The 24675-nt window shown below is 63.7% G+C and carries 28 protein-coding genes; 14 read left to right on the forward strand and 14 right to left on the reverse strand.

Annotation, left to right across the window (positions count from 1 at the left end; all coding sequences use genetic code 11):
* Positions 1-46: 46 nt before the first annotated feature.
* From OKA05_RS18930 to OKA05_RS18945, 4 genes are all read right to left on the reverse strand, one after another.
* Entirely contained in the window at positions 47-1330 is a 1284-nt protein-coding gene (locus tag OKA05_RS18930; RefSeq protein WP_264488753.1) for an RNA polymerase sigma factor, read from the reverse strand.
* Positions 1330-1725: a YciI family protein gene (locus OKA05_RS18935; protein ID WP_264488754.1), complete on the reverse strand. Its 396-nt coding sequence runs from the start codon at positions 1723-1725 to the stop codon at positions 1330-1332. Before OKA05_RS18935 ends, OKA05_RS18930 begins: the two co-directional genes overlap by 1 nt.
* A 24-nt stretch (positions 1726-1749) precedes the next feature.
* Positions 1750-2136 carry a DUF1428 domain-containing protein gene (locus OKA05_RS18940; RefSeq protein ID WP_264488755.1) on the reverse strand — a complete coding sequence of 129 codons (387 nt, stop codon included), beginning with the start codon at positions 2134-2136 and terminating at the stop codon, positions 1750-1752.
* Between the two features lie 235 nt (positions 2137-2371).
* Positions 2372-2683: an outer membrane protein assembly factor BamB family protein gene (locus OKA05_RS18945; RefSeq protein WP_264488756.1), complete on the reverse strand. Its 312-nt coding sequence runs from the start codon at positions 2681-2683 to the stop codon at positions 2372-2374.
* A 160-nt stretch (positions 2684-2843) separates the two neighbouring features.
* Between OKA05_RS18945 and OKA05_RS18950 the strand changes: the two genes are divergently transcribed.
* The 11 genes from OKA05_RS18950 (at position 2844) to OKA05_RS19000 (ending at position 11535) form a co-directional block, all read left to right on the forward strand.
* Positions 2844-4055, forward strand: a complete 1212-nt coding sequence (locus OKA05_RS18950) for an efflux RND transporter periplasmic adaptor subunit (RefSeq protein WP_264488757.1) — start codon at positions 2844-2846, stop codon at positions 4053-4055.
* Entirely contained in the window at positions 4052-4738 is a 687-nt protein-coding gene (locus OKA05_RS18955; RefSeq protein WP_264488758.1) for an ABC transporter ATP-binding protein, read from the forward strand. The genes OKA05_RS18950 and OKA05_RS18955 overlap by 4 nt, the downstream gene beginning before the upstream one ends.
* 1 nt (position 4739) lies before the next feature.
* Positions 4740-5906, forward strand: coding sequence for an ABC transporter permease (locus OKA05_RS18960; RefSeq protein ID WP_264488759.1), 1167 nt, complete (start codon positions 4740-4742; stop codon positions 5904-5906).
* Between the two features lie 46 nt (positions 5907-5952).
* Positions 5953-7137 (forward strand): ABC transporter permease, encoded by a 1185-nt coding sequence (locus OKA05_RS18965; RefSeq protein WP_264488760.1) that lies wholly within the window; start codon positions 5953-5955, stop codon positions 7135-7137.
* A gap of 6 nt (positions 7138-7143) precedes the next feature.
* Positions 7144-7722, forward strand: a complete 579-nt coding sequence (locus OKA05_RS18970; protein WP_264488761.1) for a hypothetical protein — start codon at positions 7144-7146, stop codon at positions 7720-7722.
* 106 nt (positions 7723-7828) lie between these two features.
* Entirely contained in the window at positions 7829-8503 is a 675-nt protein-coding gene (locus OKA05_RS18975; RefSeq protein WP_264488762.1) for an RNA polymerase sigma factor, read from the forward strand.
* Positions 8484-9083, forward strand: coding sequence for a hypothetical protein (locus tag OKA05_RS18980; protein WP_264488763.1), 600 nt, complete (start codon positions 8484-8486; stop codon positions 9081-9083). Before OKA05_RS18975 ends, OKA05_RS18980 begins: the two co-directional genes overlap by 20 nt.
* Positions 9080-9586, forward strand: coding sequence for a hypothetical protein (locus OKA05_RS18985; RefSeq protein WP_264488764.1), 507 nt, complete (start codon positions 9080-9082; stop codon positions 9584-9586). Before OKA05_RS18980 ends, OKA05_RS18985 begins: the two co-directional genes overlap by 4 nt.
* Positions 9587-9593: 7 nt before the next feature.
* Positions 9594-10295 (forward strand): DUF1573 domain-containing protein, encoded by a 702-nt coding sequence (locus OKA05_RS18990; RefSeq protein ID WP_264488765.1) that lies wholly within the window; start codon positions 9594-9596, stop codon positions 10293-10295.
* A gap of 68 nt (positions 10296-10363) precedes the next feature.
* Positions 10364-11068 carry a DUF1573 domain-containing protein gene (locus OKA05_RS18995; protein ID WP_264488766.1) on the forward strand — a complete coding sequence of 235 codons (705 nt, stop codon included), beginning with the start codon at positions 10364-10366 and terminating at the stop codon, positions 11066-11068.
* On the forward strand, positions 11065-11535 hold the full coding sequence (locus OKA05_RS19000) for a rhodanese-like domain-containing protein (protein WP_264488767.1): 471 nt from the start codon (positions 11065-11067) through the stop codon (positions 11533-11535). Before OKA05_RS18995 ends, OKA05_RS19000 begins: the two co-directional genes overlap by 4 nt.
* Here the strand turns inward: OKA05_RS19000 and OKA05_RS19005 are convergent.
* From OKA05_RS19005 to OKA05_RS19035, 7 genes are all read right to left on the reverse strand, one after another.
* The gene (locus OKA05_RS19005; RefSeq protein ID WP_264488768.1) at positions 11510-12622 is read right to left on the reverse strand and encodes a hypothetical protein; all 1113 of its coding nucleotides are present in this window, start codon (positions 12620-12622) and stop codon (positions 11510-11512) included. The two genes, OKA05_RS19000 and OKA05_RS19005, sit on opposite strands and share 26 nt — an antisense overlap.
* A gap of 202 nt (positions 12623-12824) precedes the next feature.
* Positions 12825-13934: a type IV pilus twitching motility protein PilT gene (locus OKA05_RS19010; protein ID WP_264488769.1), complete on the reverse strand. Its 1110-nt coding sequence runs from the start codon at positions 13932-13934 to the stop codon at positions 12825-12827.
* A gap of 19 nt (positions 13935-13953) precedes the next feature.
* The gene (locus tag OKA05_RS19015; protein ID WP_264488770.1) at positions 13954-15039 is read right to left on the reverse strand and encodes a type IV pilus twitching motility protein PilT; all 1086 of its coding nucleotides are present in this window, start codon (positions 15037-15039) and stop codon (positions 13954-13956) included.
* Positions 15040-15098: 59 nt separating this feature from the next.
* Entirely contained in the window at positions 15099-15467 is a 369-nt protein-coding gene (locus OKA05_RS19020) for a hypothetical protein (protein ID WP_264488771.1), read from the reverse strand.
* Complete coding sequence (locus OKA05_RS19025) at positions 15437-15826, reverse strand: phage holin family protein (protein ID WP_264488772.1); 390 nt, start codon at positions 15824-15826, stop codon at positions 15437-15439. Before OKA05_RS19025 ends, OKA05_RS19020 begins: the two co-directional genes overlap by 31 nt.
* Positions 15827-15892: 66 nt before the next feature.
* Positions 15893-16333 (reverse strand): ElaB/YgaM/YqjD family protein, encoded by a 441-nt coding sequence (locus OKA05_RS19030; RefSeq protein ID WP_264488773.1) that lies wholly within the window; start codon positions 16331-16333, stop codon positions 15893-15895.
* Positions 16334-16442: 109 nt separating this feature from the next.
* Complete coding sequence (locus tag OKA05_RS19035; protein ID WP_264488774.1) at positions 16443-18950, reverse strand: AsmA-like C-terminal region-containing protein; 2508 nt, start codon at positions 18948-18950, stop codon at positions 16443-16445.
* 110 nt (positions 18951-19060) lie between these two features.
* On the opposite strand from OKA05_RS19035, the gene OKA05_RS19040 reads away from it, so the two are divergent.
* Positions 19061-19819, forward strand: a complete 759-nt coding sequence (locus tag OKA05_RS19040) for an MBL fold metallo-hydrolase (protein WP_264488775.1) — start codon at positions 19061-19063, stop codon at positions 19817-19819.
* A gap of 88 nt (positions 19820-19907) precedes the next feature.
* Positions 19908-21380: a sulfatase family protein gene (locus OKA05_RS19045; protein WP_264488776.1), complete on the forward strand. Its 1473-nt coding sequence runs from the start codon at positions 19908-19910 to the stop codon at positions 21378-21380.
* A 226-nt stretch (positions 21381-21606) separates the two neighbouring features.
* On the opposite strand, the gene thiS is transcribed toward OKA05_RS19045, so the two are convergent.
* Genes thiS through thiH form a run of 3 tightly spaced genes read right to left on the reverse strand, consistent with a single transcriptional unit; the run spans position 21607 to position 23675 of the window.
* Complete coding sequence (gene thiS / locus OKA05_RS19050; protein WP_264488777.1) at positions 21607-21810, reverse strand: sulfur carrier protein ThiS; 204 nt, start codon at positions 21808-21810, stop codon at positions 21607-21609.
* Positions 21807-22538: a hypothetical protein gene (locus tag OKA05_RS19055; protein ID WP_264488778.1), complete on the reverse strand. Its 732-nt coding sequence runs from the start codon at positions 22536-22538 to the stop codon at positions 21807-21809. Before OKA05_RS19055 ends, thiS begins: the two co-directional genes overlap by 4 nt.
* A gap of 3 nt (positions 22539-22541) precedes the next feature.
* A complete protein-coding gene (thiH, locus tag OKA05_RS19060; protein WP_264488779.1) occupies positions 22542-23675 on the reverse strand; it encodes a 2-iminoacetate synthase ThiH in 1134 nt (377 codons plus the stop codon).
* Between the two features lie 133 nt (positions 23676-23808).
* Between thiH and OKA05_RS19065 the strand changes: the two genes are divergently transcribed.
* A complete protein-coding gene (locus OKA05_RS19065; RefSeq protein ID WP_264488780.1) occupies positions 23809-24651 on the forward strand; it encodes a hypothetical protein in 843 nt (280 codons plus the stop codon).
* The last annotated feature ends 24 nt before the right edge of the window (positions 24652-24675 follow it).

A 24675-nucleotide genomic window follows, 5' to 3' on the forward strand; every position in this document is an offset into this window, starting at 1 on the left:
AACGGCCAACCCGCGGGGAAAAGCGGGAATTGCCGCAAATCGTGGCTCAGCGGGCGACCGCCTCCCCTTCCCTCACGCAGCTGCCCAGTTTTTCAGTGAGGAAGACCCGCTCCGCTTCCACCGCGGTCCGACGAATCGCCTCGCGAAAGTGATCGGCAGCTTCGTGATCGCGGCCGAGCTGCTGGGCGAGATCGCCGAGAACCGCGTGGTAAAGGTGGTAGCTTTCGAGCAAGCGCCGGTCTGAGATCGCGGCGATCGCCTCCAACGCGGATTCCGCCCCTTGGACCTTGGCCAACGCGACGGCGCGGTTGAGGGCCACCAGCGGCGAACGGCTCATCGCCATCCAGTGATCGTAGTGGGCAAGGATGCGCGTCCAGTCGGTGGAGGCGTCGTCCTGCGCGGTGGCGTGGCAGGCGGCGATACCGGCCTGGAGATGATATTCGGAGAGCGTCTCGCCGCTGGTCGCCTGCGCGAGATGCAGCATCCCGCGGGCGATCTTCTGCCGGTCCCACTTGCCGCGGTCCTGGCGCTCCAGCGTGAGCAATTCGCCCTCCGGACTTTCGCGGGCCGGCAGCCGGGATGCATTCAGAAGCATCAGCGCCGTCAGCGCATGAACCCGAGGGGAATCCGTGCGCGGATGCTCGGCAAGGTGAACGGCGAGACGGATCGCCTCCTCGCAAAGATCCGCCCGCACCAGGGCATCGCCATTGGACGCCTTGTAGCCCTCATTGAAGAGCAGGTAGAGGACCTGAAGCACCGCATCGAGCCGCTCGGCGAGCTCGTTCCCCGACGGGATTTCGTAGGGAATCCGCAGGTCCTCGATCTTCTGCTTCGCCCGGGTCAGACGCTTGGCCACCGCGGCCTCGCTGGCAAGGAAGGCACTGGCGATTTCCGGGATGCCAAACCCGCACAACGTTTTCAGCGCGAGTAGCGTCCGGTCATCGTGCGGGATCTGCGGGTGGCAGCAGGTGAAAATCAGCCGCAGCCGGTGATCGCGGATTTCATCGTCGAATTGCGGCCCCTCCTCGGGCAGTCGCTCGAGTGAGGCGGCGATCTCGTCCTGCTTGTCGTTGAAAAACTTCTCGCGGCGCAGCAGGTCGAGCGCGCGGTTTTTCGCCGTCTGCATCAGCCACGCCGCGGGATTCGCCGGCACCCCATAGTAGGGCCAGGTCTGAAGCGCTCGGATCAGCGCCTCCTGCACCACATCCTCGGCAAGCTGCAGCCGGTGGACGCCGAAGATCCCGGTGAGGGCGGAGATCATCTTGCCCGCCTCCTGCCGGAACAAGTGCTCTGCCAGGCGCGGGATCTCCGGTGACGCGGCGGGGTCCATCAGGCCAGCGCGTGGGCTTTCGCCTCCTCAACCATGCGGGCGGCCGGGCACGCCGGAGCCACCGGGCGCACTTCGACTTTCAAGCCATACGGCAGAGCCGGGCACATCCGCGCGATGGCCAGCGCCTCATCCATGGTGGTGGTCTTCAGCATGAAGAAGCCGCCGATGGATTCCTTCGACTCGGCGAAGGGCCCATCGGTGTGCGCGTCGCCAGTGACGACGTGGCCTTCACGCTCAAGCGGGCTCGCGGCGACGATCATGCCCTTCTGCTGGAGGCCATCGAACCACGCCGTCCAATCGCCCATAATGCGTTGGATCTCCTCAGGCGCGAGGTCGCGATGCCAGTTCGTGCCGCGGAATAGCAGCAGGTGTCCGTTGTTGGTGTCGTGATTCATGGGAGTGAGCTGTTAGATGGAGAATCAGGCAGTCGCGGTCTCCTTGGAGGCGGACACCAGCGTGGTGAAGCCGCCGTAGGCCATGCGCTTGCAATCGAAGGGCATCGCGGAAGGATCTTCCATCGAGCAGGCGAGACGCGGGTCCTTCATGACCGCGGCATTGATGGTGTCACGATCTTCGCGGGAAGGATAAGTGATCCACGCGAAGACCACCGTTTCATCCGGACTGCAGCCGGCGATGGTCCTGAATGAAGTGCACTGCTCCGTTTCGAGGTCATCGCCGACGCATTCGCGGTAGTCGAGCGCGCCATGGTCCATCCACACCTCGGCGGCGACGAGGGCGAGTTTCTTGTAGGCTTCGATCTTGTCCTTGGGAAGCGGGACGACAAATCCATCGACATAGAGGCTCATGTTGATCGTGGTGGTTTGAGGTTTAGATACTTTGCGATTTCATGGAAACGACGAACGGGGTGTCGAATCCGGGACACGGAACGCGAAAAAAGCATCGAATCTCTTCCGTGTCGAACTCCGTCGACGTGGTTCTTGAGGCCCGCGCCCGTGAAGGAACGTTCCTTTCCACCATGGCAAATCGCTGACCGGCAAAGGCTTCAGCCAGTTTCCCCGCGGTGCTTCCGGGTTGGCACCTTCAAGAACTCCTCCGCACCACCTTCTCCAAGTACTGCACCGACACGCCCTCCAGCGCCAGCGACACGTCATTGTGTCCGAAGCCCTTGAGATCATTGTGCCAGAGCATTTCACCGGTCTCCACCGACAGGCAAAAGAGATGGCCGCTGCATCCAGCGAAGACCTGGCCATCGCGCAGAATCACCGACACATCCTCGCCACGCGTGGAAGAGATGAGGCCGCGGGTCTTCAACTCGGTGGCCCACAGGATTTCACCGGTGGACGGATCGAGGGCCGCGATACTGCCGTTGGTGCCGATAAGAAGCGGATTCATGGGGCCGCATCCAAGCGCAGCCGCCCGCGAAAGTGGAAGGGAAAATCCCCGTGAGATTTCCATGGATCCGGCTGTGAAGCACCGCGCTGACACCAGCCCGGCGACTTTCGGCTCGCGTTGCCGCTGGCTTGCGGCAGTTTGCAGGCGTTAGATCGGCCTCATGAGTTCGAAGCCATCCCTCGACGCCCTCCGCATCGATCGCCCGTCGCACCCGGAAAGCCGGGGCGGCTTGTGGTGGCTGTGGCTTTTGCTGATCCTTGCTGCCAGCGGCGCGGGGTGGTTCTTTTGGTCCAAGAAAGCCGCCGTCCCCGTGGTGCAAACCATGCAGGTCACGGAATTCAAGAGCGATGGAGCCAGTCGAGCGACCTTGCTGAATGCCTCGGGCTACGTCACAGCCCGGCGCTCCGCCACCGTCTCGTCAAAGGTCACCGGAAAGGTCACCGAGGTGCTCGTTGACGAAGGCATGGAGGTGAAGGAAGGCCAACTCCTCGCCAAGCTGGATGACTCCAACGTCCAAGCCGCCCTGAAGCTCGCCGAGGCCCAACTTGAGGCGACCCGCACCGCCCTCGAAGAGACCCGCTCGAACTTCGACCTCGCGGAAAAGGAACTCGCGCGGGCGACCCGGCTCTCCTCCAGCGGAGCCTCCAGCCAGTCCGACCTCGACCGCGCCGATTTCCTCAGCAAGTCCCTCTCCGGCCGCCTGCGCAAGCAGACCGCCGACATCGCCGTGGCCGAGGCCGAAGTCGCCCAGTGGCAGCAGCAGGTGCAGGACAATATCATCCTCGCGCCCTTCGGCGGCGTCGTGACTTCGAAGAACGCCCAGCCCGGCGAGATGATTTCGCCGATGTCGGTCGGCGGCTTCACGCGCACCGGCATCTGCACCATCGTGGACATGGCCTCGCTCGAGATCGAGGTAGACGTGAACGAGAGCTTCATCAATCGCGTGAAGGCCGGCCAAGCCGTCGAGGCGACGCTCGACTCCTACCCGGAGTGGAAGATCCCCGCCAAGGTCATCGCCATCATCCCCACTGCCGACCGGCAAAAGGCCACGGTGAAGGTGCGCGTCGGCTTCGAGAAAATCGACCCGCGCGTCCTGCCGGACATGGCGGTGAAGGTCGCCTTCCAGAGTGACGAATCCGCGCCCGCCGGCAAGTCCCTGACCATCCCGAAGTCCGCCGTCTTTGACGATAACGGCACCAGCATCGTGTGGGTGATCTCCGGCGAAAAAGTCGAGCGCCGCGCCGTATCCATCTCTCTAACAGCAGGCGACCAAACCACCCTATCGGCCGGGCTTTCTTCCGGGGAAACGATCGTCACTTCCACCAGCGGCACCCTCAAGGATGGCAGCCGCGTCCAACTTTCCAAACGATGAGCGCACTCGTCAGCATCCAGCAAGTCAGCAAGAACTTCCGCCGCGGCTCGGAGGACATCCACGTCCTCTCGAAGCTCGACCTCGAAGTGCAGGAGGGCGAATTCCTCGCGCTCATGGGACCATCCGGCTCGGGGAAATCCACCCTGCTCAATCTCATCGGCGGCCTCGATCGTCCGAGTTCCGGCAGCGTGGCCATCGGCGGCCAGCAGATCGACCAACTGTCCGAGCGCCAGCTTGCCGCATGGCGGGCACGGCATGTCGGCTTCGTCTTCCAGTTCTACAACCTGATGCCGACCTTGACGGCGGAGCGCAATGTGGAGCTGCCACTGTTGCTCACCCACCTTTCGAAGTCCAAGCGCAAGGAGCACGTGAAGGTCGCGCTCGACGTGGTGGGACTATCGCACCGCACCAAGCACTACCCGCGCACGCTTTCCGGCGGTGAGCAGCAGCGCGTCGGCATTGCCCGCGGCATCGTCACCGACCCCACCATCCTGCTCTGCGACGAGCCGACCGGCGACCTCGACCGCAAGTCCGGCGATGAGATCCTTTCGCTGCTCCAGGCGCTGAACAAGGAGCACGGCAAGACCATCATCATGGTCACCCACGATCCGCATGCCTCGGCGCGGGCAAGCCGGACCGTGCACCTCGACAAGGGCCAACTCTCCACCGAGGCGTCCGCATAAGATGAAATACCTCGCTCTCGTCTTCAGCAACCTGAAGCGCAAGAAGCTGCGGACTACGCTCACGTTGCTTTCCATCTTCGTCGCGTTCCTGCTCTTCGGCTTCCTCGCCGCGATCAAGGCGGCGTTCCTCGGTGGCGTGGAGATCGCCGGTGCGGACCGCCTGATCGTCCGCCACAAGGTCTCGCTCATCCAGCCCCTGCCGCAGAGTTACGAGGCGAAGATCGAGGCCATGCCGGGCGTCGATGCCGTCGCGGCGCTGACCTGGTTCGGCGGCATTTACAAGGACCCGAAGAACTTCATCGCGACCTTCCCGGTCGATCCCGACAAATATCTCAACGTCTATCCCGAGGTCGTGGTCACGCCCGATGTCCTGGCGAAGTGGAAGCAGACGCGCCAGGGTGCCATCGTCGGCAAGACCACCTTCGACCGCATGGCCAAGAGCGAAGGCTGGAAGATCGGCGACAAGATCCCCTTCACCTCACCGATCTGGGGACAGCCGGAAGGCCAGGACCAGTGGAACTTCGAGATCGTCGGCACCTATGCCGCGGGCAAGAAGGGCGCTGACGAAACGGGAATCATCTTCCGCTACGATTACTTCGAGGAGGCTCGGCAGGAGCGCAAAGGCATGGTCGGATGGTTCGGCGTGAGGGCGAAGAGCGCGGATCAGGCCGCGGAAGTCGCCAAGCGCATCGACGAGCAATTCGCCAACTCGCCCTACGAAACGAAAGCCGAGGCCGAAGGCGCATTCGCCGCTGGCTTCGCGTCGCAAGTCGGCGACATCGGCAAGATCGTGGCCGGGGTGGTGAGCGCGGTGTTTTTCACCATCCTGCTGGTCGCCGGCAATACCATGAGCCAATCCGTCCGCGAGCGCACCGAGGAGATCGGCGTGCTCAAGGCGATGGGCTTTCCCAACGGCCTCGTTCTGGTGCTGGTGCTCATCGAGTCATGCCTTCTCGCCTCGCTCGGCGGTCTCGCCGGTCTCAGCGTCGCGTGGCTGATCACGCTCGGCGGCAGCCCCGCGCCGCAGATGCTTCCCGTCTTCGTCATTCCCAATCGCGACCTCATCATGGGAGCGGCCTTCGCCATCACCCTCGGCCTGTTCGCCGGAGCCGTTCCCGCGATCCAGGCGATGCGCCTCCAGATCGCCACCGCGCTAAGGAGGAACTGATGTCTTTCCACCGATCACTGATCACCGTCCACCGATCACCTCTGCCATGAACTGGCTTTCGCAAATCTTCGCCGTCGTCGGCTACAACCTGCGCACCATCCCGGAGCGCAAGGGATCCGCGCTCACCGCCGCGGTTGGCATCGCGGGCGTGGTGCTCGTGCTCGTCGGCGTGTTGGCCATCGCCGCGGGCTTTCAAAGGACCCTCAACTCCAGCGGGGCGAAAGACGTCGCCATCGTCCTTCGCGCCGGTGCGGACACGGAGATGAACAGCGGGCTTTCGCGCGATGAGGCGCGGCTGATCGCCGAGGCCCCCGGCGTCGCCCGCAATGCGGCCGGGCCGCTGAGTTCCCCCGAGCTCTTCGTCATCATCAACCTGCCCAAACGCTCCACCGGCACCGACGCCAACGTGCCGTTGCGCGGGGTCAGCGCCGCGAGCTACGACGTGCGGGGCAAGGTCGAACTCCTTCAAGGCCGTCGCTTCGAGACCGGGAAAAACGAGATCATCGTGGGCAGCGGTGCCGCGCGCTCCTTCGCCGGCCTCGACCTCGGCAACGAAATCGAAATCGGCAAGAACAAGTGGAAGGTCGTCGGCATCTTCAGCGCCGGCGGTGGCTCTGCGGAGTCCGAAATCTGGTGCGACTCCAATGTACTGATGCCCGCCTACAACCGCGACGGCTACCAGTCCGTTTACGCACGCCTGAACGACCCCGCGTCGTTCAACGGGTTCAAGGACGCGCTCACCATCAATCCGCAGCTCAAGGTGAAGGTCCTCACACTCGATGAATTCTTCGCGGAGCAATCGACCATGATGACCGAGTTTGTCACGGGCATCGGCGTGGCGATCGCGGGAATGATGGCCCTCGGCGCGCTCTTCGCCGCGCTCAACACCATGTATGGTGCCGTCTCCGCCCGCACCCGCGAGATCGCCACCCTGCGGGCACTCGGCTTCGGTTCAGGCGCCATCGTGATTTCGGTGCTCGCCGAATCCATCGTCATCGCCCTCGTCGGCGGCGTGCTCGGGGCGGGTGCCGCCTGGCTCGCCTTCGATGGCTACCAGGCCTCGACCATCAACTGGCAAACCTTCAGCCAAGTCACCTTCGCCTTCGCCGTGACGCCCGTCCTGTTGGTCACCGCGATCGTCTGGGCCACCATCCTCGGCCTGCTCGGCGGATTATTCCCCGCGATCCGCGCGGCCCGGCTGCCGATCGCCGCAGCGCTGCGGGAGACCTGAATCCCGATGAGAATCTTCATTTCCACCTTCCTCCTCGGAGCTCTCCTTTCGTCCGCCGATGCGGGCGAATTCTCGCGGAAGGCACCCTTCGAGTCAGTCGAAGATTTCGTGGAAGCGGCGAAGGGATTTCAGCCCGCCGCCTCCGGGAGTGACCTGTCGGTGCTGTTTACCGTTCCCGAGTTGGGACAATCGGAAGACCCGCAGGACGGCAAACCGGTGCTCGCCAAGACCATCGAGTCTTGCGAGGCCGTGTGGGCGAACGACTCCCACGCGCTGGTTTTCGTCAAAGCGCTCCCGCCCACCGAAGCAACCCGTTCGGTGACGGGCGTGCTTTTCCTGCTCCAACGGACCGGCGACTCGTGGCACATTTCGGACAGCCGCCAGTTCACCGCGACCGGCAAGGATGCCGGAATTTCCGCGAAGCTCACCGCGGCGACGGGCAGCGGCCCCGATCGCCTCGGCACAGAAGGCTTTCCCCCGGTCGTAACCATCGCCGAGTCCCAGGGAGGACGGGGCTATTCCTACGATCTCAGTGCCTCCTACACGCTCCGGGCATCGAAACTGGAGCGTCTCGACCTGAAATGAGCCGAAACGGCAGGCGAAAGCAGCCCTGACCTCCCTCCCCCAGTCCCGGGGAATCCTGTTGCCAGCCCTAGCAGCCCCCGCCATCGTGCGGCGCGGCATTTTTCCGATGAATTTCTTCCAGCGTCTCACGTCCAACCGCCTGCTGGGACCAGCCGACTCCGGCCGGGCAGCTTCCGGGATGCCGGGAGAACCTATGGAGGAGGCAGAGGACGAAGCCCTCGTGAAGCGCGCGCAAGCGGGCCACATGAAGGCCTACGACCTGCTGGTCACCCGGCATCGAGGAAGAATTTACGCCATGATCCGCAATATGGTCAAAAACGAGACAGATGCCTGGGACCTCTCCCAAGAGGTCTTCATCAAGGCGTGGCAGGCCCTGCCGCGCTTCGAGGCCAAGGCACGCTTCTCGACCTGGCTCTACCGGATCGCTCACAACGCGGTCTACGACTTCACTCGCCGTCGCCGGCCAGAGGGGGGGGACGAGATCAACGACGAGACTTTCGCCCGCGACCGCATCGATCCGGCCGCGGTGGCAACTCCCACAGAATCCCGCAGCCCGGACGACGCGCTGGCCGGCGACGAACTCCGTGGTAAGATCGAAGCAGCCCTCGCCAAGCTTTCTCCTGAGCACCGCGAGGCAGTAATCCTGAAAGACGTGCAAGGTCTCGCGTATAAGGAAATCGCCGACGTCATGGAATGCTCCCTGGGCACCGTGATGAGCCGACTCTTCTACGCCCGCCAAAAACTCCAAACCCTCCTGAAGGATGAATACGACTCCCGATGAAGAACGGCTCGCCCTCTGGGTGGAAGACGAACTCGACGCCGACGCGCTTGCCGCAGTGGACGCTTGGGCTGCCACGCAGCCGGAGTGGTTGGAGCGGCGCGAACAGGCACGGCAGATGAAGGCCCTCTTGAGGGGAACCCTGCCGGCCACCGAGGAGCCGCCCTACGCCGAATTTTTCAACGCCCGGATCGCCCGCGAGATCGGACGCGAAGCCGCGGCTGCCGCACCGGTTGCGCCCATGGTCCAGACGCCCGGAAAAACCTGGCGCTGGTTCCTTCCCGCGACCGCGGTGGCGGGGATGGTCCTTTGCTTCTGGGCTGGCACGCGAATCACGCCGCCAGCCGTCAATGTCGCTGCCCCGAACACCCTGGCTCCGGTATCCGTGGCGTCAGTGCCGGTCCTCTACACCCCGGAGAGAGGTGTGAAAGCCGACTATTTCGCCTCCGCGTCGGCCGACGCCATGGTCATCGTGCTCGATGGGGTGGCAGCCATCCCTGACAGCTTCGAAGTGCCCGATACTGCCGCCACCGGTCGGACTCCCGGCGAATCCACCGCCGACATCGATCCGCCGACCCGATGAATCGCCGCGATCTGATTAGCCTTCTCTGGTTAGCCGGCTGCGGTCTTTCCGCTGCGCAGGCGGACCCGGGCAAGGACGTGATCGGCATGGTCACTGTAACCGTGTACCAGGGCACCAACGGCAATGCTTCCGCGGCCGGCCAACGGGCGAAGGCAGCGGACCCGGCAATCGTCAAGCGGCTCGCCGGTGAGCAGAAGCTGAAATTCACCCACTATCTGGAACTCGGCAAGGACACCAAGCCGCTGTTCCGGAGCTATGAGAACTGGGCCCAGCCGTTGCCGCCCAGCGACGAGATCCTGCTGCGCTTCGAGGCCCAGAGCATCTTGTCAAAGGAACGGCGTCGCCGCCTCGACATCGAATTGTGGCTGAGCCGTAAAAAGATTCTCAAAACGGACGCCGCCATGGAGCCCGGCAAGCCACTGCTGGTGCTGGGTCCGGAATGGCGCGGCGGGCGACTGATCATCGCCGCGGAACTTGCGCCGCCGCCTGCCAAGGGCAAGTAGTCCCGCCATGAGAGCCCTGTTGATCTGCTGGTTCGCCTGCTGCCTGCCGCTCGTCGCCGCTACTCTCAAGTTCGACGAGACCACGAAGGAGGTCACGATCGGAGATGACCAGAAGACCGCCACCGTCGACTTCCCCTTCAAGAACGGCAGCGCCAGCGACGTCGTGATCGAGAAACACGCCGCGGACTGCCCCTGTGCTGCCGTTGGCGTGAAGGACTCGAAGCTCGCTTACAAACCCGGCGAAAGCGGCACCATCCGCATCGTCTTCGACTTGGGAAAGGTTCCTGAGACCGTCGATAAATTCGTTTCGATCTATCTCAAGGGCGACCGGGAAGACCATCCTTCCATCAAGCTCACCACCCGCATCATCATTCCCGTTCTCGTGGAGCTTGAGCCCAAGTCAGTGATCTGGGAGGTGGGTGACAATCCGGAGCCGAAGACGGTCACGGTGACCATGAACGGCAGCGAGCCGATCAAGCTCCTTCCCCTGTCCGGCACCGATTCCCGGTTCAAGCGGGAGCAGAAAACGATCGTGGAGGGCAAGAAATACGAAATTGTCATTACGCCCCTCTCGACCGAAAAGCCCGGCATGGGCGTGCTCCAGGTCGAGACCGACGCCGCGTCCGACCGTCGTCCCTCCCGCCCGGTTTACATGCTCGTCCGCCAGCCCGCGCCCACGCCCGGCCAAGTCGCCCCTGCGGCAAAATGAGGGCGATGGCCGCTTGATCAGCACCCCGGGGCTTGCGCCACGTCCATCCAAGCGCCAATAGTCCCGCCATGAAAGTCCTGCTGATCTGCTGGCTCGCCGCCTGCCTGCCACTCGCGGCTGGCACGCTGAAGTTCGAAAAAACCAGGAAGGACGCCGTGGTCGAGAACGACCAGAAGACGGTCACCGTCGATTTCGACTTCAAGAATGAAAGCGACAGCGACGCCTCGATCGAGAAATACGACGCGGGCTGCCCCTGCGCGACGGTCGGAGTGAAGGACTCGAAGATGACCTACAAGCCGGGCGAGACCGGCACCGTGCGGATTGCCTTCGATTTGGGGATGGTCCCGGGTACGATGGACAAGGCCGTTGCCATCTACATCAAGGGAGACGCCGCAAACCATCCTTCCGTCACCCTCACCAGCCATATCGTCGTTCCCGCCCTGGTGGAGGTGGAGCCAAAGTCCCTGATGTGGGATGTCGGCAGCAAGCCGGAGCCCAAGACCGTCACGGTGACGATGAAGCACACCGAGCCGATCAAGATCCTCTCGATGACCGGTGCCGATCCACGCTTCAAGCAAGAGCTCAAGACCATCGAGGAGGGCAAGAAATACGAGATCGTGATCACCCCGGCATCCACCGAAAAGGTCGGCATGGGCGTGGTTCATCTGGAAACCGACTGCAAGTTTGACCGCCACCGCTCCCAAAGGGTGTTCATGGTGGTCCGCCAGCCGCTGGCCAAGAAGGATTCAGCCGCGGCCGTGAAGGCACCATGAGAACGGCAACCGAACTGGCCCTGGTGCTTGCCTGCGCCTCGCTCGCGGCGCTGGCCACTTGGAAAATCGCCGGGCCACCGTCACGGGCGGTGGTGTGCGATCCCGCCAAGATTGCCCCGGAGGAAATCTGTCTTGCCACCGTCCAAGCCGAGTGGCCGGCCGGTTCCTTCCTGTGGGTCGATGCGCGGCCTGCCGCGGAGTGGAAGCTCAATGGCATCGCGGGCTCGGTCCCGCTCACGCTCACCGGCGAGACCTCGTTCGACGAGCAGGTGGAGGCCTCGCTCGAAAAGCTGGGCACCGCCCAACGCGCGCTGGTCTATTGCGGCAGCGCTGGCTGCGGGACCAGCAAGGAAGTCGCGAAGCGGCTGAAAGGTCTCGGCTTCATCCCGGAAGTCCGTGCGCTCCACGGCGGCTGGGACGCCCTGAAGCACGCCGGTCTGGTCAAGGATTCCAGTCCGGCGAATTGATATCGATCAGCTCGAGATAAGGCATCGTGGGATCCTCCTTGTGATTCCACTGGATGGTCACGGTGGCAGGCACGCGAATTCCCCAGCGGATCGGATAGTCCGGCTTCTCCACCATTTCGCGGAAGCGTGAGTGGTTCCCACAGTAGGAGCGGGCGGTTTCCTTGCCGAAATTGCTGGAGAGCAGTTTGAGCGTGAACTTGCGGTCGGCATTCGGGATGCCGTCCTCGTGGCAGCCTATCACCGGCTCCAGGATCACATGGAACCGCGCCGGGTCGTGGTTGTTCGGCTGCCGGGTGAAAGCCGCCAGCCGCCCGCCGACGAGATCGAGGAAGGCAGGCAAAAAGACCTTGGGCGGCTGATTGCCCCGCTGGCGAACCAGCACGGCGAAGTCGGTATTCGGCCGGCCCGCGACAAAGAAAGAGACCCGGTAAGGATAGTCGGTGAAGCCCTCCAGCGAGTTCTCCCGCGGCAAGTCCGAGAAGACCTGCGACACCTCGGCCAAGGGTCCTTTCAGAAGCGTTTTCTCCAACTCCTGAGCACTCGCTTCCGGTTCGACCATCTCCGCCCGGGTGGCGGCGTCCTTCGCCTTCAAAAAGGCGTCGAGCAGGTTGTTCGCGGCGACAGCGGGCGAGATCTCATCGACCGCTGACCCCTGTGTCGGAGGAGCCGGCGCTTCCTCGACCGTTATCTTGCTCTCCCCTCCACGACCTAGTGTGGGCGACGGGATCCTTGCCGCCGGTTGCTCGCCTCGCGATGCGATGACCAGTGGAGCCTCCGCATCCTTGAGCCTGCGCACCGGGCCATCGGGGTAATAGAAGTACAGCAGCAGATAAACCAGCACGCCGGCCGCGGCGATGAAGGAGGCCGGCAGTAGCGAATGGAATACTCTCCGCGGGCGTGAGCCGCGCGAAAGGTAAGTGACCTCGCGTGGCCTCAACCCATCGTCGGCAGTGGTGCGTTTCGGGGAGATCGGTGCAGGGTGACCGCGCTCCGGCAACTGTCGCGGCTCAGGCCGGATCTTCGGGCCTTCCGGAACCAGTGGCGCCTCGATTGCCACCGGTGGCTCGGGATCCTCTTCCGACTCCATCGGGGCGGTGATCGCCTCCCGGCATTTCGGACAAGGCCCCGACACTCCCGCCAATCGTGCCGGCACGTTCAGACGAACCTGACAATGGGGGCAGTGGAAAATGATCGAGGCAGCAGGAACCATCAGGGAGGTGAGTATCCGACGTGCGGGACGCTACCGGAAGTGCCCGATAGCGTCAACGGTCGCCTGCCCCGCCGGGCACTCAATGGTCCATCGGGCTCTCGCCGGAAGCATCGCCAAGGTGGGTAGACTTCTCGGGCAGGAACTTCTTGAAGCGCGATTTGTCGATCGCCTTCATGTAGGCTTCCTCGGGAGAAATTATGTTGGCCTGGAGCTTCTGCCAGATCGCCTCGTCCATGAACTGCATCCCCTCGCCCTTGCCGCCGGTGATGACGTCATAGAGCTTCTGGGTGGCACCTTCACGGATGATCGCGGCCACGGCCGGCGTCGCGAACATGATCTCGTGCACCGCCACGCGGCCCGGCTTGTCACTGCGCTTGCACAGGAGCTGCGCCAGCACCCCGCGCAGCGAGGCCGCGAGCATGGTGCGCACCTGCGACTGCTGGTCCGACGGGAACACGTCGATGATACGGTCGACCGTCTTGCGCGCGTTGTTCGTGTGCAGGGTGCCGAACACCAGCAGGCCGGTCTCCGCAGCCGTTAGCGCCAGCGAGATCGTTTCGAGGTCGCGCATTTCGCCGACGAGCACGATGTCCGCATCCTCACGGAGCGCGGCACGCAGACCATCCGAGAAGGACGGTGTCTGGATCGGCACCTCGCGCTGCGTGATGATCGACTTCTTGTTGCGGTGCACGAACTCGATCGGCTCCTCAACGGTGATGATGTGCCGGTTGAAGTTGATGTTGATGTAGTCCAGCAGCGCGGCAAGCGTGGTGGACTTGCCGGATCCGGTCGGACCTGTCACCAGGACCAGGCCGGAACGGATGTGGCCGAACTGCTTCACCACCTCCGGCACGCCCAGCGACTCGAGCGACATGATCTCGGTGGGGATCAACCGGAAGACCGCGCCGAGGCCGTTGTTTTGCTTCAGATAGTTGCAGCGGAAGCGCGAGTCCTCGTCCATCGCGTAGGCGAAGTCGAGGTCACCGGTTTCGAGATACCTCTCGAAAGCCTTGGGGTCGCAGATTTCCTCAAGCATTTGCCTCAACTCCGGCCCATGCATCACCGGCTGGTCGGGGATGGGGGTCACCGACCCGTGAACACGGGTTTTCGGCGGCTGGCCTTCGGCCAGGTGAAGGTCGGAACCCCGGTTGGCGACGAGGTATTGGAAAAGCGTGTCGATGCGGGCCATGGGAATTTTCCGGTCGAAATCAGGATTGGAAGAAAGTGCGCATCTGGATCTTGTCCTCGCTGCGGAAGAGCGCTTCTTCCTGCGTGATCAACCCCTTGATGTAGAGTTTGCGGAGGGACTCGTCCATGGTGATCATGCCGACGTTCTTGCCGGTCTGCATGATGCCCGGGAGCATGAAGGTCTTGCCGTCGCGGATGGTCGCGGAGACGGCGGCGGTGTTGACCAGAAGCTCGAGCGCCATCACCCGTCCATTGCCATCGGCGCGCGGAACGAGCTGTTGGGATAGGACGCCGCGCAGCGACTCCGAGACCATGATGCGGATCTGTTCGCGCTGATCGACCGGGAACACGTCGAGCACACGGTCAAGGGTCCGGGGTGCGTTACCGGTGTGGAGCGTGCCGAGCACCAAGTGACCGGTCTCCGCCGCGGTGAGCGCCAGCGAGATCGTCTCGAGGTCGCGCATTTCACCCACCATGATCACGTCCGGATCTTCCCGCAAAGCACCACGCAGGGCTTTGGCGAACGACTCGGTATGGGTGTGCACCTCGCGTTGGTTGACGTGGCAGCCCTTCGATTCGAAGACATACTCGATCGGGTCTTCCAGCGTCAGGATGTGGTCCTCGCGGTCCCTATTGATGAAGTCGACGAGCGCCGCGAGCGTCGTCGATTTGCCGGAGCCGACGGCACCGGTGACGAGAATCAGGCCGTTGTGATAGCGGGTCAGCGGCGTCAAGTGCTCCACGGGGAGATTGATCTCCTCCATCGTCTTGAGCTGCGTGTTGATGATCCGGAAAACCATGTCGTAGCCGAGGCGCTGCTTGACCACGGAAGCGCGGAAGCGGCCCTCGGGATTCGAGTAGGCGAAGTCGACGTCACCCTTCTCCTGGAGGCGGTTCCATTCCTTGTCTCCGAGGAAAGAGCGGGCAAGGCGCTCGGTCTCCTCCGCGGCGAGCGGCTCGTGGTCATGCCAGATCGGCAGGAGCTGGCCGAACCGGCGCCACGCCGGCGGGAAAGCGGTTGCAAGGTGAACGTCGGAACAATCGTATTGCCGGCCCAGCCGGAGGTATTCATCGACGTGATCTAGGACGCGGTGTTCGGACGACATGCGGGCTTGGGTTAGAGCGGGAAGATCCGGGGTTGGGAAGGGGGAATTCTGACTGTGATTCAGCGCGACCGGACGTTGTCATTACCGGGTATCACAAAGCGCTTGCGGAGTTCATTCATGGCCCATGTCTGCAGGGCGGGACGGGCCAAAGTGAAGGCTCCGCCGATGGCCAGACTCCAGAGGCTACGGCGCACCACCTTTTCCGGCACGGGCTCGGACGACGACTTGCGGCCCTTGAACAGGAAACTCGCCAGCAGACCGGCACCCAGCGAGCCGCCGAACCAGGCCAGCGGCTTGGACATCACGGAATCCTTCACCCGCGCCGGAACATCCAGACGGTGACGCAGCACCGCAAACTCGTGCCCTACGGTGGTGCGAGAGGCGGCGATCCGGGCGATCAGGGCTTGTCTTTCAGGTTCAGCAGCCATTGGCGGTCCTTGAGCAGTTCAGCTTTGGAAATCGAAAACATCGGCGGTGTCGGGCGGCGCAGCACCGCCACGATGATCCCCGCGATGACCAGATTCAGCACGGCGGCTCCAAGTGCGACGAAGTGCCACGGAAAGTCGCCCGCAGCGGCAACCCAGCCGATCAAGCCGGCCACACCAGCAAGCCAAGCGGTCATCGCACAGCCGGCGACGATCCCGGCCATCACGCCCTTCCGGGCTGCTTGCTGACCTGCCTCGCGGGACTCCAAGGCGAGAAGTTCCATCCGTGCGGAGACAAACTCCACGGCGGACTTTCGCCAGGATGAGGCCGGCCGGGCCTCGGGATCGGGGGCATCACTCATGAGATCAAAGGGCCGCGGCCGCGCCTGCGGTCAGGCGCGCTCCGCGGCAGAGGGCAGCACCGGGTTTCAGCGGCGGGCAATCAGGCCGATGAGGAAGCCCACGCCAAGCGCCCCGAGCACGCAGCGGGTCGGGTGCTGGCGGATGTAGTCCTCGGTGGTGATGTGCAGTTCCTTGGCCTTCACCCGGGTCTCGCGCCACTGATCGTCCGCGACACTGCGGAATTCGCGGGCTTTTTCCGAGGCCACGGTCTTGAGGTTCTCGGCCTTGTCGGCCGCGGCGCTCTTGAAGGCGAGGGCCTTCTCGCTGGCGACATCGCGGAAGTGCTGCACGGTCTCGACCGCGCGCTCCTTGATGGCCTTGGCTTGGTCGCCCGCCTGATGGGCGAATTCCTTGGCCTTTTCACCGGCGGCGGCGCGGAGGTCGTTGGCCGCTTGGCCGACGGACGGACCAGTGGTGAAACCCGCTTCAGGATCGAGGGAACCGGCGTTGGCAAATGGATCGGACATGACAGGAATGGATTGGAGTTAGATGGAAATGGGAGCGCTACGCGCTTGGAAAAACGCTGGCACTGTTGTCAGCCTCGCGCAAGGAAGGATCTGCCAGAAAATGCCCCGCTCAACGCGCCTCCACCGGCCTCACATCGCGTGCCCGCGGAGGTGCCAGCAGGCGCTCCTTCTCGCTTTCCGGCGGCGAGGTGAACATCACATTGTCCCACTTCGGCTCCTTCAGCGGCCCGATGCCGCGGAACTGGAAGAGCCCGTAAAATGGCTTTAGCGGCAGGGTGATCACCCCCAGCAGGCCGCGCGCATTCATCCGAATCGTCATTTCCAAGGTCAGCCGGTTCAGGTCGGCGGTCGCGTCCCCCGTGAACACCAGCGAGGGCGTGGTCGTCAGGAAATCGTCGGTGCGCATCACCCCCTCCTTCACGCTGAAAGTACAAAACGCATCCTTGGCCTCCTGAAATCCCGCCTTCCGGCTGGCCAATACCGCTGACAGCACCGGCGACAGCGGACCGAAAATCGGCACGGCGAACAACTCGCCCTCCTCCAAGGCGATCAACCCCTCCCCGTTCAAGCCTGCCGCCGCTTCGCCATGGTGGTCGAACTCAATCCGTCCCGTGACAAATCCCTTGGCCTTTTTCTCGAACCCGCAAGCCGCCGATAGCTCCGGCATGCTCAGCCGGGTCCAGTCCAGCTCCCCCTTCACCCGCGTCCGGCCTTCACCCGGCAGGATGTCGAATTTCCCTCTGACCGGTCCATCGAACAGGTCGAAGGTCAGGTCCCGCACCTCCGTCATGCGGGGCTTTACCTGGACCTTCGTCTTCAGGCCGGAGAGCAGCAGATCCTTGCCCACAAAGCGGTAGGACACCAGTCCCGCGGTGCTGCCATTCACGCGGAAATCCGTCTTCCCCGAGCCGCGCTCGAAAAGCCCGATCACACCTCCCCCGCTCAACTTCGGCGTGGTGTGGAAGCGATACTCCTCCAAATTATCGGCCACCTTGGGCAAGAAGCAGCGGAGCACCGGTGCCGGCCAGAAATTCCCCTCGATCCCGTCCAGCGTGATTGTCGCCGGCTCGCGGTCCCAACGCACTCGCTCGACCTTCGCACGACCGGTCATGGGGCCGCCGTGCTCCTTCCTCATGGCGTAGTTCGCGTAGTCGAATTCCACCTCGCCTTCGGTGAAATCCAGGAAGTCGTGATTGAGGTTCATCTTCACACTCCCCTCGCGAAATGGCGTGCCCTTGTAGGCCATGTGGGTCGCCCGCACTTCGCCCTTCGCGGTCCAGTCGTGCTTGTCATTCCGGTTGATGCGTCCGGTCACGTGCGCGTCGACCTTGGTGTCGTCCCGGTCCTTGAAATCCGCGAGCACCTTCCCCAGCGGATGCTTGTCGAAGAAGCCCTGCCACACGCCCATCCGCAAGTCCGTCGAGACGTCGTAGCGAATCATGTCCGGCTTCGCGAGCAGACGCCCGCGGAGCGTGCCGTCCGGCCGTGTCACCACCAAATTGTCGAGGAACACATTCGCGCCATTCCATGCGACATCGGTCTCCACCCGCGACGCCGAGTGCCCTTGGAAGCGGAGGTGCTCCGCCATCAGGTGCCCGGTCACATGGATCGATGGCTTGCCGTTCTCCGGCCACTTGAAGTCGCCCCGCGCCGATAGCTGTGGCCGCGCCTGGAAGCTCACCTGATCGAGCCAGCCCGGCGCATCGAACTCCTTCAAAAGAACCGGCAATTCCAGATTCGAATTCGCCTCGAAGCGTCCCGACCGGTCCGCCATGTCGTATTCCATTCGGCCCGCCAGGGACCCGCCTTCGTCCTCCAGATGCAGCGACTCCAGCACCAGCAAGCGGCCGCGCATCTCGCCCTTCGCTTCGAACTTTTTCAGGGACACGCCACCATGCTCCAAGGCCCCGCTTTTCACGAAGACATCGGCGCGCACCGTCTTCGGGTCATCCAGATCGCCTTCCACCCGTAGCCGGATCACCGGCGGCGCGGCGGCATCGAACTGCCACGGGTCTAACAGATCAATCACGCGGGTCAGTTGTTTGCGCCGGTAGGCACGTGCCTGTTCGTTCTCGAACGGCGTGCCCGGCGGCCGCTGGCGGTAGCCCAGAATCAGCGCTTCAAACTCCAGTTGGATCCCTTTGACCTCGCCCTTGGCATTGATCACCTCGAAGCGCCGCCCCCCCGGCATCAGCACCCGGCCGCTGGCATTCTCCACTTCCAGCACCTTCGACTGTGGGTCCTCCGGATCGGCCGGCAGCGACAGCGATCCGCCCTTCAAATCCAAGCGCTCCACGCGGACTTCGCCGCGCGCCAGCTTGGTCCGATCCACATCCACCATGACCTCCCGCAACCGTGCCAGCACCCGCTGGTGGGTCGCGTCTCCATAGATCGTCACCTCATCGGCCTCGACCCCCTGCAGCGGCCAGTATCGCAGACCCGCGATGTCCGCGTGCAGCCCCTGCTTTGCCAGCGCCTTTTCGATCTCGCCGCGCCACGAATCCGGCAGACCGGTCTGATTCGCCCACCACAGGGCACCCGCCGCCGCCAGCAGCCCGGCGAACACCAGCAGCGCCAGCAACGTCCGGACTTTGTGAATGATGCGGATGCGCCTCACGCCCCGGGAGAATGACGTTCCAAGGTCAAAGTTCCAAGTGCCAAGAAAGGCAATCGCTACGGAGCACTTTGGCACTTGCACTTCTCCCCCGGAACTTTTTCTTCCCGCTCGTGCGGTTCATCGTTCTGGGCAGCGGCAGCGGGGGGAATGCGACGGTCGTCGAGGCCGGCGGCATGCGCCTGCTTGTCGATGCCGGACTTTCGGCCAAGCAACTGACCGACCGGATGAAGGCCAGCGGCATTGAGCCCGCCAGCATCAGCGCCGTCCTGCTGACCCATGAGCACGGCGACCACGTCCGCGGCCTGCGTGTGCTGATGAAGCAACTGTCCGCTCCGATCTACGCCACTCCATCCACCACCCGACTGATTCGTGACGGCGGTATCGAGGCCGGTTCGTGGAAAATCTTCGAATCCGGCGCCCAGTTCCACTTTAACGGCCTGTCCGTCCAATCATTTGCCGTACCGCACGATGCGGTGGAGCCGGTCGGCTTCGTCTTCCGCCACGAGGAGAAATCCTTCGGCCTGTTGAGCGACACCGGCCACGTCACCAAGCTCATTTCGGAGCGCCTCCGCGGCGTCAACGCGTTGTTTGTGGAGGCGAACTACGACGACGCCCTGCTGGAGGCGGACACCAAGCGCCCATGGTCCACCAAGCAGCGGATTTCCTCGCGCCACGGCCACCTTTCCAATGCCCAGACGGCCGCCTTGGTCGCCGACCTGGCTGCCAACGGCCTGCGCCGGGTGGTTCTCGGCCACCTCAGCCGCGACTGCAATTGTCCGGTCGCCGCCGCCACGGCGGTGAGAGGAAGTCTTGCGAGCGTGGAAATCGTCTGCGCCGAACAGGACCGGACTTGCGGCTGGTGGGATTAAGTGAATCGCCACTCGCGATTTCTGGTCACACCACGACACCCGGGCAAATTGTTGACTGAATACCGTCATCAATCCGTATTTTTCACCCGTGAAACTGACTGCTTTACTCTCCTTCCTTCCCCTCGCGCTGATCGCGGCGGAGAAGCCGAACATCGTCCTGATCTACGCGGACGACTTGGGATTCGGCGATGTCTCGTGCAATGGCGCGACCGCCGTGCAGACGCCGAACATCGACCGCATCGCCAAGGAAGGGATCAATTTCACCGCCGGCTACGCGACCTCCGCGACCTGCACTCCGTCTCGCTTTTCCCTGCTCACCGGCAAATACGCGTGGCGCCAGGAGGGCACCGGGATCTTGCCCGGCGATGCCGCGCTGATCATCGATCCCGCCCAACCGACGCTGCCGGGAGCACTGAAGAAGGCGGGCTATCGCACCGGCGTCGTCGGCAAGTGGCACCTCGGTCTCGGCGGCCAGGAAGGCGTGAATTGGAACCAGCCGATCGAACGGTCGCCGAATGCCGTCGGCTTCGACTTCTCCCACATCATGGCCGCCACCGGCGATCGCGTGCCCTGCGTGTATGTCGAGGATGGCAAGGTGGTGAACCTCGACCCCGCCGACCCGATCGAAGTCTCCTACAAGACCCCCTTCCCCGGTCTGCCGACGGGTGTCAGCCATCGCCAGGACCTGAAGCTCGACTGGAGCCACGGCCACAACATGGCGGTGATCAATGGCATCGGCCGGATCGGCTACATGAAAGGCGGCACCAAGGCCCTGTGGAAGGACGAGGACATGGCCGACCATTTCTCAGCGCAGGCGGTGCGATTCATCCGCGAATCTAAGGACAAGCCGTTCTTCCTCTACTTCGCCCTTCACGATCCCCACGTCCCGCGGGTCCCCCACCCGCGCTTCGTCGGCAAGACCACCATGGGACCGCGCGGCGACGTCATCGTCCAAGCCGACTGGCAGGTCGGCGAGGTGCTCAAGGCACTGGATGAGCTCAGGCTCGCAGAGAACACGCTGGTCGTCCTCACCAGCGACAATGGCCCGGTCATCGACGACGGCTACAAGGATGAGGCCGTGAAGGAACTGGGCACCCACAAGCCCGCGGGGCCATTCCGCGGCGGCAAGTACAGCCTCTACGAAGGCGGCACCCGCGTGCCCACCATCGCCCGCTGGCCGGCCCGCGTGAAGCCCGGCAAGACCAGCGCTGCCGTGATCAGCCAGATCGATTTCCCGAAGACCTTCGCCGCCATCGCCGGCGCGGAGGCAAGCTTCCCGGACAGTCACGACTTGTCGGCAGCCCTGCTCGGCGAGTCGGAAAAGGGTCGCGACGAAGTCATCGAGCACGCCGGCCAACTCGCCATCCGGTCCGGTGACTGGAAGTTCATCCCCGCGGGTCAGGGCGCGAAGCGCAGCAAGGCCACCGACACCGAACTCGGCAACGAGCCCACCGGCCAGCTCTTCGACCTCTCCAAGGATCCCGGCGAGAAGACCAATGTCGCAACGGCTCATCCCGAGAAAGTCGCCGAACTGAAGGCGAAGCTGGAAGCGGTTCGCTGAATCAAGTCGTCTCGCAGGAGAGTCGCCGATACGCTGCTTCCATGGATAGTGAGGAGATTCAGAAAGCAGCATTGAATCCTTCGCAGTATCAGCAGGCGCCTTTCGCAGCCGATACGGACGAGGGCTCCAGCGAAGCGTGGCAACGGATCGAAGAGATGAAACGCGATCCTTCTGCCGCTAGGACTTGGGATCAGATCCGGGCCGAACTCGGAAGGTGAACTGTGGACTACCCTCCCGCCGCGATGGTCACGATCTCGATGTTCGCGCCATTGCCCACCGCGGTGATGGCGTAGTCGGCGGGAAAGACCGGCTCACGGTCGAGTTCCACGACGACCGGCTTGCCACCGAGGCCGAGGGCATCAAGCAGCGAGGAAACGGTGAAGGCGGCCGCGTCGAAACTGCGGGAACTGCCGTTGATGACGAGGTTCATGATTCGCCGGGATGGGTCGAGGCCGGAGGCCGTGAAAGGAAAAGCTCGGGAGTAATCCGGATGATGCCGTAGAGCGTGATCACGCCGAGCACGGCCGGGTATCCCCAGCCCATGTGGTTGTTGCGCAGGATATTCCAAGTCCAGTTTTGATCCACGTAGAGGAAGATCGACGCGGCGAAGGCGAGCAACATCACGAAGGAGTAGCCGAGCAGCCAGTGCCGGGCCCGCGGAGTCGCCGCGACCCGCGCAAGGAACGCCGCCAGAACGAAGGCGACCAGATTGGTCGCAGCAAACAGTCGCAGGTCGAAGATCAGGCTGCGGTAGCTATCCTCCAGGCGTCTCCTCAGATCGGAAACTCCTGAGATGAGCGAGTCCACCGCCTTGCGGGCCAGCGGGTGATCGATCTCCGGGAAATCAAATGCCTTCGCGCGCTCTGCCCCACCCTCCGCGAGGCGGCCTAACCAATCCTCAGGAGCAGCCCGGTAATCGGCCAGCTCGGACTCAAGGCGTTCGCGGACCTTGCCGCGGATCAGTTTTCCAAGCACCGGACGCTCCAGCGTTTCCTGCAGCCTGGTAGCGAGAGGATCGGAAGCCCCTCGTGACTTCTCGATGGCGGCCGCGCGGGCCTTCGACGTGATCACGCCCTTCGCCACGAAGGTGGACACGAACAGTGCCACCGACAGCGCGGCTCCCGCCAGATGCAGGGCGATGAGCAGTTTCCGGAACATTGCTCAGTGAGCCAGAATCGACTCGTCCCAATCCTTCCACACGGGATCGAGCTGCTTGACCCGCAGCATCGCGGCGACTTCCGCGGCGCTGCGGGTGTCGTCGATCTTGAATTGCTCGGTCGCCTTCTCGCAACCGGTGACTTTCTCCAGCTCCACACGGCGGCCTTTCACGGTCAGGTGAAGGTCATCGCTGCCGGCACCGGTGTAGCCGCCGGGCTCGGTGCGGGCTCCGGCCGACATGTGGGTCACGCCGAGCGGCGCCAGGGAATCGCGAAGGGCCGCAGGCTCGCGGGTGGACAGGACGATCCCCACCTGCGGGAAGCAGACTCGGAAAGCGGCGACGAGTTGAACCAGCACGCGATCCGACAGGTAAAAATCGGGGTCCGGCTGATACTGGTAGTTCCCCGCGTAGGGCTTCATCCGCGGAAAGGCCACGGTGAACTGCGCCTTCCAGCAGTGCTTGTAGAGGTATTCGAGGTGCGCGGCGAGCGACAGCGCCTCGTGCCGCCAATCGGCCAGGCCGAACAGCGCGCCGATCCCGATGCGCCGGAACCCACCGGCGTAGGCGCGCTCCGGGCAATCGAGCCGCCAATCGAAATTCTTCTTCGGCCCCGCGGTGTGCAGGCGGACGTAGGATTCCCGGTGATAAGTTTCCTGATAAACCACCAGCCCCTCGGCCCCGTGTTGGACAATCTCGGCGTACTGGTCGTCCTCCATCGGACCGACTTCGAGGCCGACGGTCGGAAAGAGGCCCTTGATCGCGTCGATGCACTCCTGGAGATAGCCGTCGGAGACGAATTTCGGGTGCTCGCCGGCGACCAGCAGGATATTGCGGAACCCGAGACCGTGAAGGTAACGCGCCTCGCGGACGACCTGCTCGACGGTCAGCGTCACCCGCAGGATGCCATTGTCGCGGGAAAAGCCGCAGTAGGAGCAGTTGTTCACGCACTCGTTGGAGACGTAGAGCGGCGCGAACAGGCGCATCGTGCGGCCGAAGTGATGGCGCGTCAGCCGCTGGCTTTCCCGGGCCAGCGCCTCAAGATCACGGTCGGAGGCGGGCGCGATGAGCCGCTCGAAGCGGCGGAGCAGCGGGGACTTGCGTTCGAGGGCAGCGGCGAAATGGGCGGAAAAACTCACGGACGGCGGAAGCATGGGACCGGGAGCCCGCGCCGTCAAAGCGGGATACCGCGAGCGACGGGATCGGGCGCCTTGCCGCCGGAGCTTGCCAATCCCTCGCGCGACCGCTTTCCTCACCCGGACTCCCGGCCCCATGACCGATCGCATCGTCTGCAAACCCACCCCTTGGTTCCTGCTCCGTGCGGCGGCGATGCTGCTGATGTTCGGCATCTTCTCGGTGCTGTTCTTCCGCGACGGCAAGTGGGGCTATCGCGAGCAAAACCTCGTCTATCATCTTTCGAAGGCCTTCGAGCAGGCGAAGAACGAGTTCAAGGAAAAGAAGGACCAGATGACGCCGGTGGACTGGCGTGCTTACGCCGCCAAGCGGACCATCGATTTCACGCACATCGACAAGGAATCGAAGCAGGTCATCGCGACTCCGGTCCCGGAAGGCACGCCGGTGCCCATGCCCTGGCCGGAGATCCTCGGCGACTACGAGGCGATGAAGGCCGCGCCCGACCAAGGGCAGGACAAGCTCTTCAACGACTATCTCCTGCAAACGAACATCAAGAAGGAAGCACCCGAGGAGCTTTTCACGCTGCGCAAGATCAATGAGCAGTGGGTCGTCTTCTGGTTCTGCCTGGTGCTTGTGCTGGGCGCGCTTTTCATGCTGCTGCGCACGATGGGCCGCAAGATCGCGATCGATGGCGAGGCCTTCTATCCGGCCTCCGGCGGCAAGGTCCCCTTCGCCGATCTCGCCCGCCTCGACCTGCGCAAATGGGAAACCAAGGGGCTGGCCTTTACCTGGGCCAAGACCCCGTCCGGCGGCGAGCGCAAGCTGCGGATCGACGGCCTGACCTACGGCGGTTTCAAGAAAGAAGACGGCGAACCGGCGGAGCAGCTGATGCGCCGCCTGAAGGAGAATTTTTCCGGCGAACTGATCGAGTACGTGACCGAGTCGGAGGAGCCCGCGAAGCCCGCCGTGCCGGGCTCCTGAGGCTGCCAGATCCCAGCGTTTTTC

This window comes from Luteolibacter arcticus (assembly GCF_025950235.1).
In the GTDB taxonomy this organism is placed as follows: Bacteria; Verrucomicrobiota; Verrucomicrobiia; order Verrucomicrobiales; family Akkermansiaceae; genus Haloferula; species Haloferula arctica.

Bases quoted from the DNA above. Each gene is read 5' to 3' on its own strand.
- OKA05_RS18990 (WP_264488765.1), top strand. From the start codon at position 9,594: ATGAGAGCCCTGTTGATCTGCTGGTTCGCCTGCTGCCTGCCGCTCGTC.
- thiS (WP_264488777.1), bottom strand. From the start codon at position 21,810: ATGAACCTCGTCATCAACGGCAGTTCCCGCAGTTTCGACGCGGCCGCC.
- OKA05_RS19025 (WP_264488772.1), bottom strand. From the start codon at position 15,826: ATGAGTGATGCCCCCGATCCCGAGGCCCGGCCGGCCTCATCCTGGCGA.
- OKA05_RS18995 (WP_264488766.1), top strand. From the start codon at position 10,364: ATGAAAGTCCTGCTGATCTGCTGGCTCGCCGCCTGCCTGCCACTCGCG.
- OKA05_RS18975 (WP_264488762.1), top strand. From the start codon at position 7,829: ATGAATTTCTTCCAGCGTCTCACGTCCAACCGCCTGCTGGGACCAGCC.
- OKA05_RS18930 (WP_264488753.1), bottom strand. From the start codon at position 1,330: ATGGACCCCGCCGCGTCACCGGAGATCCCGCGCCTGGCAGAGCACTTG.
- OKA05_RS18985 (WP_264488764.1), top strand. From the start codon at position 9,080: ATGAATCGCCGCGATCTGATTAGCCTTCTCTGGTTAGCCGGCTGCGGT.
- OKA05_RS18950 (WP_264488757.1), top strand. From the start codon at position 2,844: ATGAGTTCGAAGCCATCCCTCGACGCCCTCCGCATCGATCGCCCGTCG.
- OKA05_RS18965 (WP_264488760.1), top strand. From the start codon at position 5,953: ATGAACTGGCTTTCGCAAATCTTCGCCGTCGTCGGCTACAACCTGCGC.
- OKA05_RS19000 (WP_264488767.1), top strand. From the start codon at position 11,065: ATGAGAACGGCAACCGAACTGGCCCTGGTGCTTGCCTGCGCCTCGCTC.
- OKA05_RS19065 (WP_264488780.1), top strand. From the start codon at position 23,809: ATGACCGATCGCATCGTCTGCAAACCCACCCCTTGGTTCCTGCTCCGT.
- OKA05_RS18970 (WP_264488761.1), top strand. From the start codon at position 7,144: ATGAGAATCTTCATTTCCACCTTCCTCCTCGGAGCTCTCCTTTCGTCC.
- OKA05_RS18980 (WP_264488763.1), top strand. From the start codon at position 8,484: ATGAATACGACTCCCGATGAAGAACGGCTCGCCCTCTGGGTGGAAGAC.
- OKA05_RS19005 (WP_264488768.1), bottom strand. From the start codon at position 12,622: ATGGAGTCGGAAGAGGATCCCGAGCCACCGGTGGCAATCGAGGCGCCA.
- OKA05_RS19030 (WP_264488773.1), bottom strand. From the start codon at position 16,333: ATGTCCGATCCATTTGCCAACGCCGGTTCCCTCGATCCTGAAGCGGGT.
- OKA05_RS19055 (WP_264488778.1), bottom strand. From the start codon at position 22,538: ATGTTCCGGAAACTGCTCATCGCCCTGCATCTGGCGGGAGCCGCGCTG.
- OKA05_RS18940 (WP_264488755.1), bottom strand. From the start codon at position 2,136: ATGAGCCTCTATGTCGATGGATTTGTCGTCCCGCTTCCCAAGGACAAG.
- OKA05_RS18955 (WP_264488758.1), top strand. From the start codon at position 4,052: ATGAGCGCACTCGTCAGCATCCAGCAAGTCAGCAAGAACTTCCGCCGC.
- OKA05_RS19010 (WP_264488769.1), bottom strand. From the start codon at position 13,934: ATGGCCCGCATCGACACGCTTTTCCAATACCTCGTCGCCAACCGGGGT.
- OKA05_RS18945 (WP_264488756.1), bottom strand. From the start codon at position 2,683: ATGAATCCGCTTCTTATCGGCACCAACGGCAGTATCGCGGCCCTCGAT.
- OKA05_RS18960 (WP_264488759.1), top strand. From the start codon at position 4,740: ATGAAATACCTCGCTCTCGTCTTCAGCAACCTGAAGCGCAAGAAGCTG.
- OKA05_RS18935 (WP_264488754.1), bottom strand. From the start codon at position 1,725: ATGAATCACGACACCAACAACGGACACCTGCTGCTATTCCGCGGCACG.
- OKA05_RS19020 (WP_264488771.1), bottom strand. From the start codon at position 15,467: ATGGCTGCTGAACCTGAAAGACAAGCCCTGATCGCCCGGATCGCCGCC.
- OKA05_RS19015 (WP_264488770.1), bottom strand. From the start codon at position 15,039: ATGTCGTCCGAACACCGCGTCCTAGATCACGTCGATGAATACCTCCGG.